12 protein-coding genes are annotated in these 18,327 nt (G+C 62.7%); 5 read left to right on the top strand and 7 right to left on the bottom strand.

Translation table 11 applies throughout. The annotated features are described in order from the left end of the window. Positions 1-85: 85 nt before the first annotated feature. The 5 genes from M5B99_RS21285 to M5B99_RS21265 all read right to left on the bottom strand — a co-directional run bounded on the left by M5B99_RS21285 (position 86) and on the right by M5B99_RS21265 (position 9,275). Positions 86-1,252: a putative zinc-binding metallopeptidase gene (locus M5B99_RS21285; RefSeq protein ID WP_248805878.1), complete on the bottom strand. Its 1,167-nt coding sequence runs from the start codon at positions 1,250-1,252 to the stop codon at positions 86-88. Between the two features lie 308 nt (positions 1,253-1,560). Beyond that, positions 1,561-3,918 carry an NAD-dependent DNA ligase LigA gene (gene ligA, locus M5B99_RS21280; RefSeq protein ID WP_248805877.1) on the bottom strand — a complete coding sequence of 786 codons (2,358 nt, stop codon included), beginning with the start codon at positions 3,916-3,918 and terminating at the stop codon, positions 1,561-1,563. Between the two features lie 98 nt (positions 3,919-4,016). Beyond that, positions 4,017-4,862, bottom strand: coding sequence for a cell division protein ZipA (gene zipA, locus M5B99_RS21275; protein WP_248805876.1), 846 nt, complete (start codon positions 4,860-4,862; stop codon positions 4,017-4,019). 262 nt (positions 4,863-5,124) lie between these two features. Then, positions 5,125-8,613, bottom strand: coding sequence for a chromosome segregation protein SMC (gene smc, locus M5B99_RS21270; RefSeq protein ID WP_248805875.1), 3,489 nt, complete (start codon positions 8,611-8,613; stop codon positions 5,125-5,127). 2 nt (positions 8,614-8,615) lie between these two features. Continuing rightward, positions 8,616-9,275: a GntR family transcriptional regulator gene (locus M5B99_RS21265; RefSeq protein WP_248805874.1), complete on the bottom strand. Its 660-nt coding sequence runs from the start codon at positions 9,273-9,275 to the stop codon at positions 8,616-8,618. A gap of 255 nt (positions 9,276-9,530) precedes the next feature. On the opposite strand from M5B99_RS21265, the gene xdhA reads away from it, so the two are divergent. From xdhA to guaD, 4 genes are all read left to right on the top strand, one after another. Further along, positions 9,531-10,985, top strand: coding sequence for a xanthine dehydrogenase small subunit (xdhA, locus tag M5B99_RS21260; protein ID WP_248805873.1), 1,455 nt, complete (start codon positions 9,531-9,533; stop codon positions 10,983-10,985). Beyond that, a complete protein-coding gene (xdhB, locus tag M5B99_RS21255; protein WP_248805872.1) occupies positions 10,978-13,377 on the top strand; it encodes a xanthine dehydrogenase molybdopterin binding subunit in 2,400 nt (799 codons plus the stop codon). Before xdhA ends, xdhB begins: the two co-directional genes overlap by 8 nt. Before the next feature lie 142 nt (positions 13,378-13,519). Continuing rightward, on the top strand, positions 13,520-14,362 hold the full coding sequence (xdhC, locus tag M5B99_RS21250; RefSeq protein ID WP_248805871.1) for a xanthine dehydrogenase accessory protein XdhC: 843 nt from the start codon (positions 13,520-13,522) through the stop codon (positions 14,360-14,362). Between the two features lie 8 nt (positions 14,363-14,370). Further along, entirely contained in the window at positions 14,371-15,675 is a 1,305-nt protein-coding gene (gene guaD, locus M5B99_RS21245; protein ID WP_248805870.1) for a guanine deaminase, read from the top strand. Between the two features lie 135 nt (positions 15,676-15,810). On the opposite strand, the gene M5B99_RS21240 is transcribed toward guaD, so the two are convergent. After that, on the bottom strand, positions 15,811-16,575 hold the full coding sequence (locus tag M5B99_RS21240; RefSeq protein WP_248805869.1) for a GntR family transcriptional regulator: 765 nt from the start codon (positions 16,573-16,575) through the stop codon (positions 15,811-15,813). Positions 16,576-16,802: 227 nt separating this feature from the next. On the opposite strand from M5B99_RS21240, the gene M5B99_RS21235 reads away from it, so the two are divergent. After that, entirely contained in the window at positions 16,803-17,993 is a 1,191-nt protein-coding gene (locus M5B99_RS21235) for a benzoate/H(+) symporter BenE family transporter (RefSeq protein ID WP_248805868.1), read from the top strand. 123 nt (positions 17,994-18,116) lie between these two features. On the opposite strand, the gene M5B99_RS21230 is transcribed toward M5B99_RS21235, so the two are convergent. After that, positions 18,117-18,327 (bottom strand): hypothetical protein (locus M5B99_RS21230; RefSeq protein WP_248805867.1); only part of this gene is annotated, 211 nt, incomplete at its 5' end.

Below are 18,327 nucleotides of genomic sequence, written 5' to 3'. Positions count from 1 at the left end.
ATGCCAGCACCTCTCCGGAGGCCGGAACACGTACCTATGGGCAAAACCACAAGGACATGGTCCTGGCAACCTGCATTGCGAGCGCCTACAAGGGCGACAAGCAGGCCTCCGCCCGCCCTCCCTCCTCCTGGATCACCAGGTGGATAAAGTGCAGTTTGGCAATGGTCGTCGGTGGCAGCACAAAGGGGTAGAAGTCCGGCTGGCCCATGCTGCGGGACAGCTCGTTGAGCATGCCCGCCAGTTCGATCCAGGCATTAACGAAGGATAGGAACGCCGGCCCTTCCGGATGTTGCGGGTCATAGAGCGCGCTCAGGGGAAATGACGGGTAGTCAAAATCTGACTCCCTGGCACTCATGCCAAAGCCCAGCGCCGTGTCCACCGCATCCATCATGTGCAGGTAATGCGCCCAGGTTTCCGCCCAGTCTTCCCAGGGATGCATGGTGGCGTAGGCGCTGACGAAGTGTTGCGGCCAGTCCTGCGGCGCTCCCTGCTGGTAATGGCGCTCCAGGGCGTCGGCATAGCTGACGCGCTCGTCGCCGAACAGGCTGCGAAACGGTTCCAGCCAGTGGCTGTTGGCAATCAGCCGGTCCCAGTAGTAATGCCCCACTTCATGGCGGAAATGACCGAGCAAGGTGCGGTATGGCTCGCGCATCTGCACGCGGACTTTTTCCCGGTGCTCATCGTCGGCTTCCTTGATGTCGAGGGTGATCAGGCCCTTGGCGTGGCCGGTCATGGGCGTCTTGCCTTCCAGGTCGACACCAACGAAATCGAAGGCCAGGCCGCTCTCTTCGTTCCAGGTTTTCGGGATGACTTGCAGGCCCAAGGCGATCAACTGGGCGACCAGGCGGCGCTTGGCGGTTTCGACCTTGCGCCAACGCTCGGGGTTTTCCGCGATGGACAGGTCGGGGATGGTGCGGTTGAGGGCGCACGCGGTGCACAGGCTGCTGCCGTGGGCATAGGCAATCAGCCAGTTGCAGGCGGCCGCGGTGTCGAGGTTGGCGCAGCGGCGGAACAGGCCCGCGTCAGGGTCGGTGTCCAGTTGCCAGCTGTCCGGGTAAGGGCCGGGCTGGAGGGATGACAGCGTACTGTCACGCGGTTCGTAGCCCAATGCTGCGGAACAGGCCAGGCATTGGCTGTTGCGGAAGAAGACCGATTGGCCGCAGCGGCAATGCCAGACCTTGCTGCTGCGCGAGGGCTCGCTGACGAAGGGCGCGGCGATGCGGGAACTGAGTTGTTCGAAGAACCGGTACATGGCGATCTCTCCAGGGGCCTGCCTAGACTAGATCATTGGGCACGGTGGCGGGTTCCCTGATGCAGGGAAAGCAACGCGGCCCGCAGGAGCAGAGTTTACTCACAGAACTTTTGGTGACCTCAAGGGCCTCTTCGCGGGCAAGCTCCGCTCCCACATGTAAGTTTTGAGCCGGACGCAATTGCTGCGAATGACGAAGAACTTGTGGCAGCGGTGCTTGCCCGCGAAGCTTTTGCCGATCTCAAGAACGCCATCGCCAGCAAGCCGACTCCGACACGGGATCGCGGTGCGCTCAGCGCTGGCGTGGCGGTTCAGACCTCGATGCCATGTCCTTTCAGAAACACCACGAACGCCTCTTCATCCAGCACCTTGAGGCCCAGCTCGTTGGCCTTCGCCAGCTTCGAACCAGCGCCCGGCCCTGCCACCACGCAGTGGGTCTTGGCCGAGACCGAGCCCGCCACCTTGGCCCCCAGGCTTTCCAGCTTGTCCTTGGCCACATCGCGGCTCATCAGTTCCAGCGAACCGGTCAGCACCCAGGTCTGCCCCGCCAGCGGCAAGCCTTCCACCGCCTTCTTCTCGCTGTGCCAATGCATGCCGAAATCACGCAACTGCGCTTCAATCGCCAGGGCACGCTCAGCATTCCCTGGCTGAGCAAAGAATTCACGCACGGCGTTGGCCGGCTTTTCACTCAACGTCTGACGCAGATCGAGCCAGTCGGCCGCGATAACGCCTTCGACCGAACCGAACTTGGCCGCCAGCTTTTCCGCCGCCGTCGGCCCCACCGAGCTGATATCCAGTTTGGCGATCAATCCACCCAAGGTAGTGCTGGCGGCAAACTCGGCGCCCAGTTCGCCCTGGTCCTGCAACTCCAGACCGCGCTCCAGCAGTTGCGCTATGACCGTGCGGTTGTGTTCATCTTCGAAAAAGCTGCGGATCTCGTAGGCCACTTCCATGCCGACATCCGGCAGGTAGGTCAGTACCGACGGCAAGGCCTGCATGACCCGCTCCAGCGAGCCGAGAGAGCGCGCCAGGACCTTGGCCGTTTCCTCGCCCACATCGGGAATGCCCAGGGCATAGATAAACCGCGCCAGGCTCGGCTTCTTGCTGGCGGCAATCGCCTCCAGCAGGTTGCGCGTCGACAGCTCGGCAAAGCCTTCCAAATCGACGAGCTGTTCGTACTTCAGAATGTAGAGGTCCGCAGGCGAAGCGATCAGCTTTTCGTCCACCAACTGTTCGATGGTCTTATCGCCCAAGCCGTCGATGTCCATGGCCCGCCGGGAGACGAAGTGGATGATCGCCTGCTTGAGCTGCGCGCCACAGGCCAGCCGGCCGACGCAGCGATACACCGCGCCTTCGCTGACCGTCTCGCGGCCCTTGCTACGCTTGACCAGTTGTGTGCGCTCGACATGGGAGCCGCATACCGGGCAGCTTTCCGGGATCTGCACGGCGCGGGCATTTTCCGGACGCCGGTCGGTGACCACCTGCACCACTTGCGGAATCACGTCTCCGGCCCGGCGAATGATCACGGTGTCGCCGATCATCAGCCCCAGGCGCGCCACTTCGTCCATGTTGTGCAAGGTGGCGTTGGAGACGGTCACGCCCGCGACCTTGACCGGCTTGAGCCGGGCCACGGGGGTGACCGCACCGGTACGGCCGACCTGGAATTCCACGTCGAGCAGTTCGGTGAGCTCTTCCATGGCCGGAAATTTGTGGGCAATCGCCCAGCGCGGTTCGCGGGCACGGAAACCCAGTTCACGCTGGGACGCCAGGCTGTTGACCTTGAACACCACGCCGTCGATTTCGTACGGCAGCGCGTTACGCCGCTCACCGATGTCACGGTAATAATCCAGGCACTCGCCAATGCCTTTCGCCAGCTTCAGTTCGCGACTGACCGGCATACCCCAGGTCTTGAGTTGCTGGAGATTGCCGATATGGGTGTCGGCAATTTCGGCGGACACCTGGCCCAGGCCATAGCAGCAGAACTCCAGCGGACGGCTGGCGGTGATCTTCGAGTCCAGCTGGCGCAGGCTGCCGGCCGCGGCGTTGCGCGGGTTGGCGAAGGTCTTGCCGCCGGCTTCCAGCTGCGAGGTGTTCAAGCGCTCGAAACCGGCCTTGGACATGAAGACCTCGCCGCGCACTTCCAGGGTCGCCGGCCAGCCGCTGCCGTGGAGCTTGAGGGGGATATTGCGCACGGTGCGCACGTTGACGCTGATGTCTTCGCCGGTGGTGCCATCGCCACGGGTGGCGCCACGAACCAGGACACCGTCCTGGTACAGCAGGCTGACCGCCAGGCCGTCGAGCTTCGGTTCGCAGCTGTATTCGACCTCGGCACCGGCGCCGAACAGATCGCCGGCCGGCAGGTCCAGGCCTTCGCTGACCCGGCGATCGAATTCGCGCATGTCGGTTTCTTCAAAGGCGTTGCCCAGGCTCAGCATGGGGATTTCATGCCGGACCTGGGTGAACGCCGACAAGGCGGCACTGCCGACGCGCTGGGTCGGCGAGTCGACGCTGACCAGTTCCGGGTGCTCGGCCTCCAGGGCCTTGAGTTCGCGGAACAGGCGATCGTACTCGGCGTCCGGAATGCTCGGCTCGTCGAGGACGTGGTAACGGTAGTTGTGCTGATCCAGTTCAGCGCGCAGTTCTTGAATCCGGGTGTGGGCGGCGGTCATGGAGTTCTCTCATAAAGCAAAAGAGCAGCCGAGGCTGCTCAATATGTTAGTGCGGTAGGAGCCGGTTCGCTGACGCTGAGCGCAAAGCGCTCAGCCGTTCAACGCTTCTGGGTCAAGGCGCGACGTTCGAATTCGACGATACGCTGACGATAGTGCTCGATGGTCTGAGCGGTCAGCACACTACGCTGGTCGTCCTTCAGTTCGCCATTGAGCTCTTGCGACAATTTGCGCGCAGCGGCCACCATCACGTCGAACGCCTGCTTCGGATGACGCGGACCTGGCAGGCCGAGGAAGAAGCTCACCGCCGGGGTGGTGAAGTGGTCGATATCGTCGAGATCGAACACACCCGGTTTCACCGCGTTGGCCATGGAGAACAGCACTTCGCCATTGCCGGCCATGCTTTCGTGACGATGGAAGATATCCATCTCACCGAAACGCAGGCCGCTTTCCAGGATGTTCTGTAACAGCGCCGGCCCTTTGAAACCGTTGGCATCGCGACTGATCACGCTGATCACCAACACTTCTTCCGCCGCCGGCTGTTCCTTTTCCTGACGCGCCGCCGGCTTGTTGCCTTCCTCTGGGAAGTCATCGTCACGGCTGCTGAAGCGTGGACCTTCATCCAGGTCCAGGTTCAAATCGCCCTGGCTCGGCTCGCCACCACGCTTGCCGCGTTTGGACGGTTTCTCACGGCTTTCACGCGCCGGCATGCTTACCGACGGCAGGTCATGCTCGTCCAGCTCAGGTTCCTTGTGGGTGTCCAGCACACGAGCCGGCCCCAGCAATTCAGCGCTGGTGTCTTCGTCGGGCAGGTTCGACAGGCTCCGATCCAGACGGAACTTGAGCTTGCCCTTGCCACCGCGCATCCGGCGCCAGCCATCGAAAAGAATACCGGCAATGACTATGATGCCGATGACGATCAGCCACTCGCGCAGACCGATTTCCATGTAATCCCGTGCCTCTAAATAAATGGTTCTATGAAGAAAGGGCTGAAACCCCTTTAAAGCGTGGCGCCAACTCTATGTTCTGACAGGCATTTTTTCCCACGCACAAGAAAACTTGACATTAAATTAACACGACACAAGGAAACTTTACACCGTCTGTCGTACAGGCTTGCATTTATAAGTCCCCAAGGATCAGTGCTAGTTCCCACAACGACCAAGGAAATCCCCTTACGCACCGAATATCTTTGCCTCATCAGCGGACGATTCAGGCGTCCACCAGGGCCATGGCCTCCTCCACATCCACCGCCACCAGCCGTGAGCAACCCGGCTCGTGCATGGTCACCCCCATCAGTTGATCGGCCATTTCCATGGCGATCTTGTTGTGGGTGATATAGATGAACTGCACCGTTTGTGACATCTCTTTGACAAGCCGGGCATACCGTCCAACGTTAGCGTCATCCAGCGGCGCGTCAACTTCGTCGAGCATGCAAAACGGCGCAGGATTCAATTTGAAAATGGCAAACACCAGGGCCAGGGCGGTAAGGGCTTTCTCCCCGCCGGAGAGTAAATGGATGGTGCTGTTCTTCTTGCCCGGCGGCCGCGCCATGATGGTGACCCCGGTGTCGAGCAGATCATCGCCGGTGAGCTCCAGGTAAGCACTGCCGCCGCCGAACACTTTTGGAAACAAAGCCTGGATCCCGGCGTTGATCTGATCGAAGGTGTCCTTGAAGCGATTGCGGGTTTCCTTGTCGATCTTGCGAATAACGTTTTCCAGGGTGTCGAGGGCTTCCACCAGGTCGGCGTCCTGAGCATCCAGGTAACGTTTACGCTCGGATTGTTGCTGGTATTCGTCAATGGCCGCGAGGTTGATCGCGCCCAAACGCTGGATGCGCGCGGCAATGCGCTCGAGTTCTTCCTCGGCCTCCTTCTCGCCGGCCTCGGCGGTCAGAGTGGCGAGCACGCCGTGCAGGTCGTAGCCGTCTTCCAGCAACTGGTCCTGCAAGGTCTTGCGTCGTACGTTGAGAGCCTGCCACTCCATGCGTTGCTGTTCCAGCTGGCCGCGAATCAGCTGCGACTGCTGCTCGGCCTGGCTGCGGCGCTTTTCGGCATCACGCAGTTCGCGGTCGGCATCTTCCAGGGCGATCTGTGCGGTCTTGAGTTCGACGTCGACGCTCAGGCGCTTGTCGAGCAACTCCTCGAGCTTGAGGCGCAGTTCTTCCAACGGCGCCTCGCCCTCCTCCAGGTTCAGACTCAGTTGCTCGCGCTTTTCGCTCAGGCGCTCGGATTGCAGCTCCAGGCGCTCCAAGGCCTGGCGGGTGGAGTCGTGCTGAGCCTTGAGGGAACCGAGGCGCACCGCCAGTTGATGGGCATGATCCTTGTGCTGGCGAGCCTCCTGGCGAACCCGATCGAGGCGTTCGCGCAGGCTGTCGCGCTGGGCCAGCAGCAACTCGCGCTGCTCGGTATCGACGGCCATGGTGTCGAGGGCCTCCTGCAGTTGCAGGCGCGCCTCGCCGACCTCTTCGTGTTCCTGGGCGCGCTGCTCGGCCAGTTCACCCTGCTCTTCATCGAGACGGGTACGGCGCAATTGCAGCTGCTCGGCCTTGGCCTTGCTGGCGGACAGCCTGGCCTTGAGTTCGCCCTGCTGGCGCGCTTCGTCCTGCAGCAAGCGACGCAGATGTTCGCGTCCGGTTTCCTGCTGGCGCTGGGTGGCGCGCAGGGTTTGCAAACGGGTTTCAAGGCTGGCCAGGGTTTCTTCGCGCTCTTCACGCTCCAGCCCCAGGCGCTGGATTTCCTGGCCGCGGGCAAGCACGCCGCTCTCGGCCTCGCTGGCCCGACGCACCCGCAGGAAATGCCGCCCGACCCAGAAGCCGTCGCGGCTGATCAGGCTTTCCCCGGCCGCCAACTGGCCGCGCTGGGACAAAGCCTGTTCGAGACTTTCAACCGGCTTGACCTGACCCAGCCAGGGTGATAGATCGATATCCGCCTCGACCTTCTCCAGCAGGCTGCCCGGTACCCGGGTGCCGTCCGGCGCCGGGCTGAGCAGACGCAGGTCGCCCTGCTGGAAGCCCGCCAGGTCGAGGCCGGCGAAATCATCCACCAGCACGGCCTGCAAGTCGGCGCCGAGCACGGTTTCCACCGCCAGCTCCCAACCCGCCTCGACCTGCAAACCTTCGGCCAGACGCGGGCGCTGCGCCAACTGCTGCTCACGCAGCCACTCGGCGGTGCCGGTGCCCGGATCGAGCGCCGCCTGCTGCAAGGCCTCCAGGGAGGCCAGGCGGCCATTGAGGCGCTGCAAGTCGCCCTGGGCCTGTTGCTGGTCCTGCATGGCCTGCTGCAAATCCTGGCGCAGTTGCTCCAGGCGTTCGACCTGGCCTTCTTCACTGGCCTGCAAGTCTTCCAGGGTCTGCTCGCTCTCGGCCAATTGCTCGCTGAGTTCGAGGATCGCCGCGTCTTCCGGGTCCGCGGACAGCAAGGTGCGCTCCTCGGCCAGACGCCGCTGGCGCTCGGCCAGGCGCTCCATGCTGGTTTCCAGCTGCTGGATGCGCGATTGCTGGACTTCGGCCTGGCGCCGCGGCTCGGCCGAGCTCAGGTTGAAATTGTCCCACTGCTCCTGCCAGCCGTGCATGGTGGTTTCCGACTCTTCCAGCGCGGCGGCGGCCTCTTCGGCGGCGGCGCTGGTCAGCTCCTGCTCGGGTTCGAGCATGGCCAACTCTTCGCCGAGGGTCGCCAGCAAGGTGCGGTCATGGCCCAGATGGGATTCAGTTTCCAAACGAGCGCGCTCGGCCTCGCGCAGGTCGTCCTGCAATTGCCGCAAACGCTGCTGGCCGTGCTGGATGCTCTGCTCGACCCGGGCGATATCGCCGCCGACCGAATAGAAGCGTCCCTGCACCAGATTGAAGCGTTCGGACAGCTCATGGTGCCCGTCCCGCAGGCGTTCGATGCTGGCATCAGCGTTGCGCTGCTCGGCCACCAGGGCTTCGAAGCTGATTTCCTGGTTGCCGATAATCGCTTCGCGCTGGCCGACCTGTTCATTCAACGCCTGCCAGCGCAAGGCCGACAGCTGGGCCTTGAGCTGGCGCTCCTCGCCCTTGTATTCCTGGTATTTCTCGGCGGCCTGGGCCTGGCGGTGCAGGCGTTCGAGCTGACGCTCCAGTTCTTCGCGCAGGTCAGTCAGGCGCGCCAGGTTTTCATGGGTACGGCGAATACGGTTTTCAGTCTCGCGCCGGCGCTCCTTGTACTTGGAGATGCCCGCCGCTTCCTCGATAAAGTTGCGCAGGTCTTCGGGCTTGGCCTCGATCAGCTTGGAGATCATCCCCTGCTCGATGATCGAGTAGCTGCGCGGGCCCAGGCCGGTGCCGAGGAAGATATCGGTGATATCCCGGCGCCGGCATTTGGTGCCGTTGAGGAAATAGCTGTTCTGACTGTCGCGGGTGACCTTGCGGCGGATGGAGATTTCCGCATAGGCGGCGTACTCGCCGACCAGGGTGCCGTCGGAGTTGTCGAACACCAGTTCGATGCTCGCCTGGCTCACCGGCTTGCGGCTGGTGGAGCCGTTGAAGATGACGTCGGTCATCGACTCGCCGCGCAGGTTCTTCGCCGAGCTCTCGCCCATCACCCAGCGGACGGCGTCGATGATGTTCGACTTGCCGCAACCGTTGGGACCGACCACCGCCGCCATGTTACTGGGGAAGTTCACCGTGGTCGGGTCGACGAAGGATTTGAACCCCGCCAACTTGATGCACTTGAGCCGCACGCTTAGTCGACCGCCAGGGCAGACAGGACGATGTCGCAGCTACGCTGGGCGTAGTTGGCCAGGACCGTACGGATCAGCGGCAGGTCGCGGGCCACGACGGCGGCCAGCAGTTGCGCGAACAGATTCAGATATTCGCTCATTTCCGCCTTGCGCCGTTCCAGCGCCAGGTAATAGGCACGGCTCATGGCCGGCTGCAGGTTCTCGACGGTTTCCTGCAGATACGGGTTATCAGCAAACGGAAACGCCGCACGCATCACATTGAAGCTGTCTTCGACGAAGGTGCGGATATCCGCGCGCTCGAAGCTGGCGCCCAGACGCTGCTGCAATTGCAGGAACGGCGCGAGATCGGCCTGCTCCTTCCAGCGTTGGGCGACGGCGTTGCCCAGCAGGATGTACAACTCGCTCATCAGGGTGCACAGGCTCTGCACCTTGTGCGCGGTGAGTTCGGTGACATGGGCACCGCGCCTGGGCAAGATGGCAATCAGATGGCGGCGTTCGAGTATCAGCAACGCTTCGCGTACGGAGCCACGGCTGACATTGAGCGCCAACGTGACCTTTTGTTCCTGGATGCGCTCCCCGGGCTTGAGATCGCCGCGAATAATGCGTTCGGCGAGGTGATGAGCAATTTGCTCGGCGAGGCTGTCCGGCGCCTTGAACGTCATGGTTTTCCTTCAAAATCTTCGATCAGTGCAAGCGGCGCAGTGTAGCGCACTTGATACGTGCTGGCGCAGCGCTGCAAGGATGGAATTTGGCACGAATCCCGCAATTATTTCAGCAGCTAGACTGGGAGAAAGCGCTCCATGCTTTCAATCGCGAGATTTCCTGACCCTTAGGTCAGATATTTGTTGACCAAAAAGTCAGATATCACTAGATTCTGCTCATCGGTCAACAACAATAATGAGTCTGCGAGGCCTTCCGTGATCCAGTTTTTACTCAACCAGGAGCTCCGTCGCGAGCACGCCCTGGACCCGAATCTGACGGTGCTCGAGTATTTGCGCGAACACCTGGGCAAACCCGGTACCAAGGAAGGCTGCGCCAGCGGCGACTGTGGTGCCTGCACCGTGGTGGTCGGCGAGTTGCAGTGCGGCGACTCGGGCCATGATCGGATTCGCTATCGCAGCCTCAATGCCTGCCTGACCTTTGTCTCGTCCTTGCACGGCAAGCAACTGATCAGCGTTGAAGACCTCAAACATCAAGGCAAACTGCACAGCGTGCAGCAAGCCATGGTCGACTGCCACGGTTCGCAGTGCGGTTTCTGCACGCCGGGCTTCGTAATGTCGCTGTTCGCCCTGCAAAAGAACAGCGACGCACCGGACCGCCACAAGGCCCACGAAGCCCTGGCCGGCAACCTCTGCCGCTGCACCGGCTACCGGCCGATCCTCGCCGCCGCCGAGCACGCCTGCTGCAACAAGCCGGCCGACCAGTTCGATGCCCGCGAAGCCGAAACCATCGCTCGCCTCAAGGCGATTGCGCCGAGCGAAACCGCCGAACTGAACAGCGGCGACAAGCGCTGCCTGGTGCCCATGACGGTCGCCGACCTGGCCGCGCTTTACGATTCCTATCCGCAAGCCCGGCTGTTGGCCGGCGGCACCGACCTGGCGCTGGAGGTCACCCAGTTCCATCGCCCCTTGCCGGTGATGATCTATGTCGGCAACGTGGCTGAACTCAAGCGCATCGAGACCTTCGACGATCACCTGGAAATCGGCGCCGCTACCCCGCTCTCCGATTGTTACACAGCCCTCAAGGCCGAGTACCCGGACTTCGGCGAACTGCTGCAACGCTTCGCCTCGCTGCAGATCCGCAACCAGGGCACCCTGGGCGGCAATATCGGCAACGCCTCGCCCATCGGCGATTCGCCACCATTACTGATTGCCCTCGACGCACAACTGCGCCTGCGCAAGGGCGACAGCACTCGGACCCTGGCGCTGGAAGACTATTTCATCGATTACCGGGTCACCGCGCGCCAGGACAGCGAGTTCATCGAAAGCATCATCGTGCCCCGAGCCAATACCGCGTGGCAGTTCCGCGCCTACAAGGTTTCCAAGCGCCTGGATGACGATATTTCGGCAGTCTGCGCAGCCTTCAACCTGCGCCTGGAAAACGGCGTGGTGGCCGAGGCACGGATCGCTTTCGGCGGCATGGCGGCGATTCCCAAACGAGCCCGCTCCTGCGAACGCGCCCTGGTCGGCCAGCCCTGGAACCAGGACAGCCTGGAACGTGCCTGCGCGGCGCTGGGCGAGGATTTCACCCCGCTGTCGGACTTCCGCGCCAGCAAGGAATATCGCCTGCTCAGTGCCCGCAATCTGTTGCGCAAGTACTTCATCGAGCTGCAAACACCGCACATCGAGACTCGGGTGACCGCTTATGTCTAATCCTCACGCCGTGGAAAAAACCCAGGCCGAGATGGCCGAGCTGTTCGCCCGCGACCTGAACACCGGCGTCGGTCGCAGCGTCAAGCACGACAGCGCCGACAAGCATGTGGCCGGCGAGGCGGTGTATATCGACGACCGCCTGGAGTTCCCCAACCAGTTGCACGTCTATGCGCGGATGTCCGACCGCGCCCACGCGCGCATCCTCAGCATCGACACCGCGCCGTGTTATGCCTTCGAGGGGGTACGCATCGCCATTACCCATGAAGACATTCCCGGCCTCAAGGACATCGGCCCGCTGCTACCGGGCGACCCGTTGCTGGCCATCGATCTCGTCGAGTTCGTCGGCCAGCCGGTGCTCGCCGTGGCGGCCCGCGACCTGGATACCGCACGCCAGGCGGCCATGGCCGCGCTGATCGAATACGAAGACCTGGAGCCGGTGCTCGATGTGGTCGAGGCCCTGCGCAAGCGCCATTTCGTGCTCGACAGCCATACCCACAAGCGCGGTGATTCGGCCGCGGCCCTGGCCAGCGCCGAACAGCGTATCCAGGGCAACCTGCATATCGGCGGACAGGAGCACTTCTACCTGGAAACCCAGATTTCCTCGGTGATGCCCACCGAAGACGGCGGTATGATCGTCTATTGCTCGACCCAGAACCCCACCGAAGTGCAGAAGCTGGTGGCAGAGGTGCTGGACGTGTCGATGAACAAGATCGTGGTCGACATGCGCCGCATGGGCGGCGGTTTCGGCGGCAAGGAAACCCAGGCCGCCAGCCCGGCCTGCCTGTGCGCGGTAGTGGCGCGCCTGACCGGGCAACCGACCAAGATGCGCCTGCCCCGGGTCGAAGACATGTTGATGACCGGCAAGCGCCACCCCTTCTATATCGAGTACGACGTCGGTTTCGACAGCAGCGGGCGCCTGCACGGGATCAACCTGGAACTGGCCGGCAACTGCGGCTGTTCGCCGGACCTGTCGGCGTCGATTGTCGACCGGGCGATGTTCCATGCCGACAACGCCTATTACCTGGGCGACGTTACCGTCAACGGCCACCGCTGCAAGACCAACATCGCCTCCAACACCGCCTATCGCGGCTTCGGCGGCCCACAGGGCATGGTCGCCATCGAGGAGGTGATGGACAGCATCGCCCGACACCTGGGCCTCGATCCGCTGGCGGTGCGCAAGGCCAACTACTATGGCAAGACCGAGCGCAACGTCACCCATTACTACCAGACCGTCGAGCACAACATGCTCGAGGAAATGACCGCCGAACTGGAAGCCAGCAGCCAGTACGCCGAACGGCGGGAAACCATTCGCCGCTACAACGCCCACAGCCCGGTGCTGAAAAAAGGCCTGGCGCTGACGCCGGTGAAGTTCGGCATCTCGTTTACCGCCAGCTTCCTCAACCAGGCCGGGGCGCTGGTGCATGTCTACACCGATGGCAGCATCCACCTGAACCACGGTGGCACGGAAATGGGCCAGGGCTTGAACACCAAGGTCGCACAGGTGGTTGCCGAGGTGTTCCAGGTGGAAATCGAGCGGGTGCAGATCACCGCCACCAACACCGACAAGGTGCCGAACACCTCGCCCACCGCCGCCTCCAGCGGTGCCGACCTGAACGGCAAGGCGGCGCAGAACGCGGCCGAGATCATCAAGCAGCGTCTGGTGGAATTCGCCGCGCGGCAGTACAAGGTCAGCGAGGCGGACGTCGAATTCCGCAATGGCCATGTACGGGTGCGCGAGCAGATTCTGAGCTTCGAGACGCTGATCCAGCAGGCGTATTTCGCCCAGGTGTCGCTGTCGAGCACCGGTTTCTACAAGACGCCGAAGATCTACTACGACCGCAGCCAGGCCCGGGGACGGCCGTTCTATTACTTCGCCTATGGCGCGGCCTGCGCCGAGGTCATCGTCGATACCCTGACCGGCGAGTACAAAATGCTGCGCACCGACATCCTGCATGACGTCGGTGCCTCGCTGAACCCGGCCATCGATATCGGCCAGGTCGAAGGCGGGTTTGTCCAGGGCATGGGCTGGCTGACCATGGAAGAACTGGTGTGGAACGCCAAGGGCAAGCTGATGACCAACGGCCCGGCCAGCTACAAGATCCCGGCGGTGGCCGACATGCCCCTGGACCTGCGGGTCAAGCTGGTGGAGAACCGCAAGAATCCGGAAGACACGGTGTTCCATTCCAAGGCCGTGGGCGAGCCGCCATTCATGCTTGGGATTGCCGTGTGGTGCGCGCTCAAGGATGCGGTGGCGAGCCTGGCGGATTATCGGGTCCAGCCGAAGATCGATGCCCCGGCGACGCCGGAACGGGTGTTGTGGGGCTGCGAGCAGATGCGCCGGGTCAAGGCGGAGCAATCCTTGAGCAACGAAATCGAGTTGGTCTCACCATGAAAAGCTTCGCGGCGGTGCGGCGACCCGACAAGCTCCGCTCCCACAGTATTTGTGTCAAGCCGCAACCCTTGAGTACGCCCCATCGGTTGTGGGAGCGGAGCTTGCCCGCGAATAGGCCGGAACAGACAACAGAGAGGTGTCTATGAACGACTGGATCAGTGCCCTCGCCGACCTGCAAAGCCAGGGCGAACCCTGCGTGCTGGTGACCATCATCGAAGAGCTCGGCTCGACACCGCGCAATGCCGGTTCGAAAATGGTCGTCAGCGCGGCCAACGCCTTCGACACCATCGGCGGCGGCCATCTGGAATACAAGGCCATGCAGATCGCCCGGGACATGCTCGCCCGCGGCCAGCAGAGCACCCACCTGGAGCGCTTCAGCCTGGGCGCCAGCCTCGGCCAGTGCTGCGGCGGGGCCACGGTGCTGCTGTTCGAGCCCATGGGCCAGGTCCAGGCGGAGATCGCGGTATTCGGTGCCGGCCATGTCGGCCGCGCCCTGGTGCCCTTGCTCGCCAGCCTGCCCTGCCGGGTGCGCTGGATCGACTCCCGCGAGCAGGAGTTTCCGGCGCAACTGCCCAGTGGCGTGCGCAAGATCGTCAGCGACGAGCCGGTGGAGGAAATCGATAACTTGCCCGCCGGCAGCTACTGCATCGTCATGACCCATAACCACCCGCTCGACCTGGAGCTGACGGCCGCGATCCTCAAGCGCAACGATTTCGCCTACTTCGGCCTGATCGGCTCGAAGACCAAACGGGTCAAGTTCGAACACCGCCTGCGCGAGCGCGGCTTCGACGCCAGCCTGCTGCAACGCATGCGCTGCCCGCTGGGCCTGGCCGAAGTCAAAGGCAAGTTGCCGGTGGAAATCGCCATCTCCATCGCCGGCGAGATCATCGCCACCTATAACGCGAATTTCGGCCAGCACAGCGCGAGCGCCGAACCCATTGCCAGACTGCTGCCGGCTTCGCGCCGCAGCCAGGCCACACACTGAGAAAGACCATGCCTTCGACCCGCAAAGCCTACCGCGCCGCCCTCCTGCACAGCCTCGCCGATCCGGCCGAGGTCGGCATCGAGGCCTCCTATGAATATTTCGAAGACGGCCTGCTGCTGGTCGAAAACGGCCGCATCAGTGCCCTGGGCGCGGCCAAGGATCTGCTGCCGACCCTGTCCGCCGACGTTGAAGTCATCCACCACGTCGACGCCTTGATCACCCCGGGTTTTATCGACACCCATATCCATCTGCCGCAAACCGGCATGGTTGGCGCCTATGGCGAGCAATTGCTGGACTGGCTGAACACCTATACCTTCCCCTGCGAAAGCCAGTTCGCCGACCGGGCCCATGCCGAGGAAGTCGCGGATATTTTCATCAAGGAGTTGCTGCGCAACGGCACCACCACGGCCCTGGTCTTCGGCAGCGTGCACCCGCAATCGGTGGAGGCGTTCTTCGAGGCTGCCGAGAAGCTCGACCTGCGAATGATCGCCGGCAAGGTGATGATGGACCGCAACGCGCCGGACTACCTGACCGACACCGCCGAATCCGGCTATCTGGAGAGCAAGGCGCTGATCGAACGCTGGCATGGCAAGGGTCGCCTGCACTATGCGGTGACGCCGCGTTTTGCACCGACCTCAACCCCGGAGCAACTGACCCTGGCCGGTCAACTGCTGGGGGAGTACCCGGACCTGTACATGCAGACCCACATCAGCGAGAACCTGCAGGAAGTGCAATGGGTCAAGGAGCTGTTCCCGGAGCGCAAGGGCTATCTGGACGTCTACGACCACTACCATCTGCTTGGCGAGCGCTCGGTGTTCGCCCACGGTGTGCACCTGTGTGACGATGAATGTGCCCGCCTGGCGCAGACCGGCTCGGCGGTGGCGTTCTGCCCGACGTCGAACTTCTTCCTCGGCAGCGGCTTGTTCAACCTGCCGATGGCGGAGAAGCACAAGCTGAATGTCGGCGTGGGCACGGACGTGGGTGGCGGGACCAGCTTCTCGATCCTGCAGACGCTGAACGAGGCTTACAAAGTCATGCAGCTGCAAGGCGCGCGATTGAGTCCGTTCAAGTCGCTGTACCTGGCGACCCTCGGCGGCGCCCGGGCGCTGCGCCTGGAAGACAAGATCGGCAGCCTGCAACCGGGCAGCGACGCTGACTTCCTGGTGCTGGACTATCACGCCACGCCACTGCTCAGCTATCGCCTGAAACAGACCAGGAACATTGCCGAGACCTTGTTCGTGCTGATGACCCTGGGGGATGACCGGACGGTGAAGCAGACTTATGCGGCGGGAAACCTGGTGCACCAGCGCTGAATCAAGTGCCGAATGCAGCCCTGATGTGGAAATGTTGCTTGTGTGGGAGCGGAGCTTGCCCGCGCAGAGGCCCTCCAGGACGCTAAAAGCTTCGCGGGCAAGCTCCGCTCCCACAGGTTCTCCTGCGCTCAGGTCCTACAGTTTTGCCCCGGAGCGCCCCGGCTTCTTCGCCAGCATCAAGTGCGAGAACACTGCATGCAGGTCATCCGACGCACTCTCTTCATCGAGGTTGAGCTTGCTGTCGATATGGTCCATGTGGTGCATCATCAAATCCACCGCCAGCACGGCATTCCGGGCCTCGATGGCATCGATCAACTGGGTGTGTTCATCATAGGAACAGTGCGAGCGATTACCGCTTTCGTACTGGGCGATGATCAACGAAGTCTGCGATACCAGGCTGCGCTGGAAGCTGATCAGCGGGGCATTCTTCGCCGCTTCCGCCAGCTTGAGGTGGAACTCGCCGGAAAGACGGATTCCCGCGCCACGATCGCCACGGGAAAAACTGTCGCGCTCGTCGTTGACCATCTGCCGCAACAGGGCCAGTTCCTCGGCCGTGGCGTGCAAGACAGCCAGCTCGGTAATTGCTTTCTCCACCATGCGCCGGGCCAGGAACACCTGGCGGGCTTCCTCGACACTCGGGCTGGCCACCACCGCGCCACGGTTGGGACGCAACAGCACCACCCCTTCATGGGCCAGGCGTGACAAGGCACGACGAATGATGGTGCGACTGACCCCGAAAATCTCTCCCAGCGCTTCTTCGCTCAACTTGGTGCCAGGCGCCAGCCGTTGTTCGAGGATGGCCTCGAAGATATGCGCGTAGACGATATCGTCCTGGGTCCCGGTGCGCCCAGCCTTGCCGGCACGCGGTTGTTTCTTGAGGGGCTGCAACTGTTCGTTCATGGGCACTCGGATCGGAGACGGCGGCGAATGGACCCCGACTGGCGAACGGCACAGCGGGTCACTGACAAGTAGCGCGTAAAAGCATGGCACATTGTACACAAAGCCGGGTGCCAACACGACTGTACGGCCGTTTGCCGCGCCGGCTGTATTGCAATCAGCCCTCACCTTTACGTTTAGTCTACCCGGACTGTTACCGCTTGTTTCCCCTGTACAAGGAATGCCGTCCCATGACCGACCTCACCCAGGCACGCCTGCGCCCATTAGCCGACACTTCGCCTTCCGCCGTGGTCGCCGGTTTTATCGCGATGATGACCGGCTACACCAGCTCCCTGGTGTTGATGTTCCAGGCCGGACAAGCCGCGGGACTGAGCAGCGGCCAGATCTCCTCGTGGATCTGGGCGCTGTCGATCGGCATGGCGATTTGCAGCATCGGCCTGTCCCTGCGTTATCGCACGCCGATCACCATCGCCTGGTCGACGCCCGGTGCGGCGCTGTTGATCACCAGCCTGTCCGGGGTGACTTACGGCGAGGCGATCGGTGCCTACATCACCTGTGCGCTGCTGGTGACGATTTGCGGCCTGACCGGCAGTTTCGAGAAGCTGGTCAGGCGCCTGCCCTCATCGCTGGCGGCGGCACTGCTGGCCGGCATCCTGTTCAAGATCGGCAGCGAGATCTTCGTCGCCGCGCAGCATCGCACCGGGCTGGTGCTGGGGATGTTCTTCAGCTACCTGATCGTCAAGCGCCTGTCACCACGTTATGCCGTGCTCGCCGCGCTGTTGGTCGGTACCGCCCTCTCGGCCCTGTTGGGTTTGCTGGATTTCAGCGGCTTCCACCTGGAAGTGGCGACGCCGGTGTGGAGCACGCCGTCGTTCTCCCTGGCCGCGACCATCAGCATTGGCATTCCGCTGTTCGTGGTGGCCATGACCTCGCAGAACATGCCCGGCATCGCCGTGCTGCGCGCAGACGGTTACAACGTCCCGGCCTCGCCCCTGATCAGCGTGACCGGGATTGCCTCGCTGCTGCTGGCCCCCTTCGGCTCCCACGGGATCAACCTGGCGGCCATCAGCGCGGCCATCTGCACCGGGCCGCATGCCCATGAAGACAAGAGCAAGCGCTACACGGCCGCGGTGTGGTGCGGGATTTTCTACGGGATTGCCGGGACCTTCGGGGCGACCCTGGCGGCCCTGTTCGCCGCACTGCCCAAGGAACTGGTGCTCTCGATCGCGGCACTGGCGCTGTTCGGTTCGATCATGAACGGTTTGAACCTGGCCATGCACGAACCCAGGGAGCGGGAAGCGGCGCTGATCACTTTTATGGTGACCGCGTCCGGGTTCACGCTATTTTCGGTCGGCTCAGCTTTCTGGGGGATTGTCGCGGGGGTGCTGACACTGCTGATCCTCAATTGGCGCAAGGCCTGAGCACAACATACAACCTGTGGGAGCGGAGCTTGCCCGCGAAACTTTTTGGCGTGTTTGAGGGTCTCTTCGCGGATAAATCCGGCTCCCACAATCTCCGCGGAACGCCGAACGTTCGCATACGACTCAAGACTGTGGGAGCGGTGCTTGCCCGCGAAACTTTTTGGCGCGCTTGAGGGTCTCTTCGCGGATAAATCCGGCTCCCACAATCTCTGCGGAACGTCGAACGTTCGCATACGACTCAAGACTGTGGGAGCGGTGCTTGCCCGCGAAGCTTTTAGCGCCCTGAAGGGCCTCTTCGCGGATAAATCCGGCTCCCACAATCTCCGCGGAACGC

This window comes from Pseudomonas sp. MWU13-2100 (assembly GCF_023242365.1).
Classification (GTDB): Bacteria; Pseudomonadota; Gammaproteobacteria; order Pseudomonadales; family Pseudomonadaceae; genus Aquipseudomonas.
Note: the sequence above shows the minus strand (reverse complement) of the source record. Positions and strands in the feature narration are given on the sequence as shown.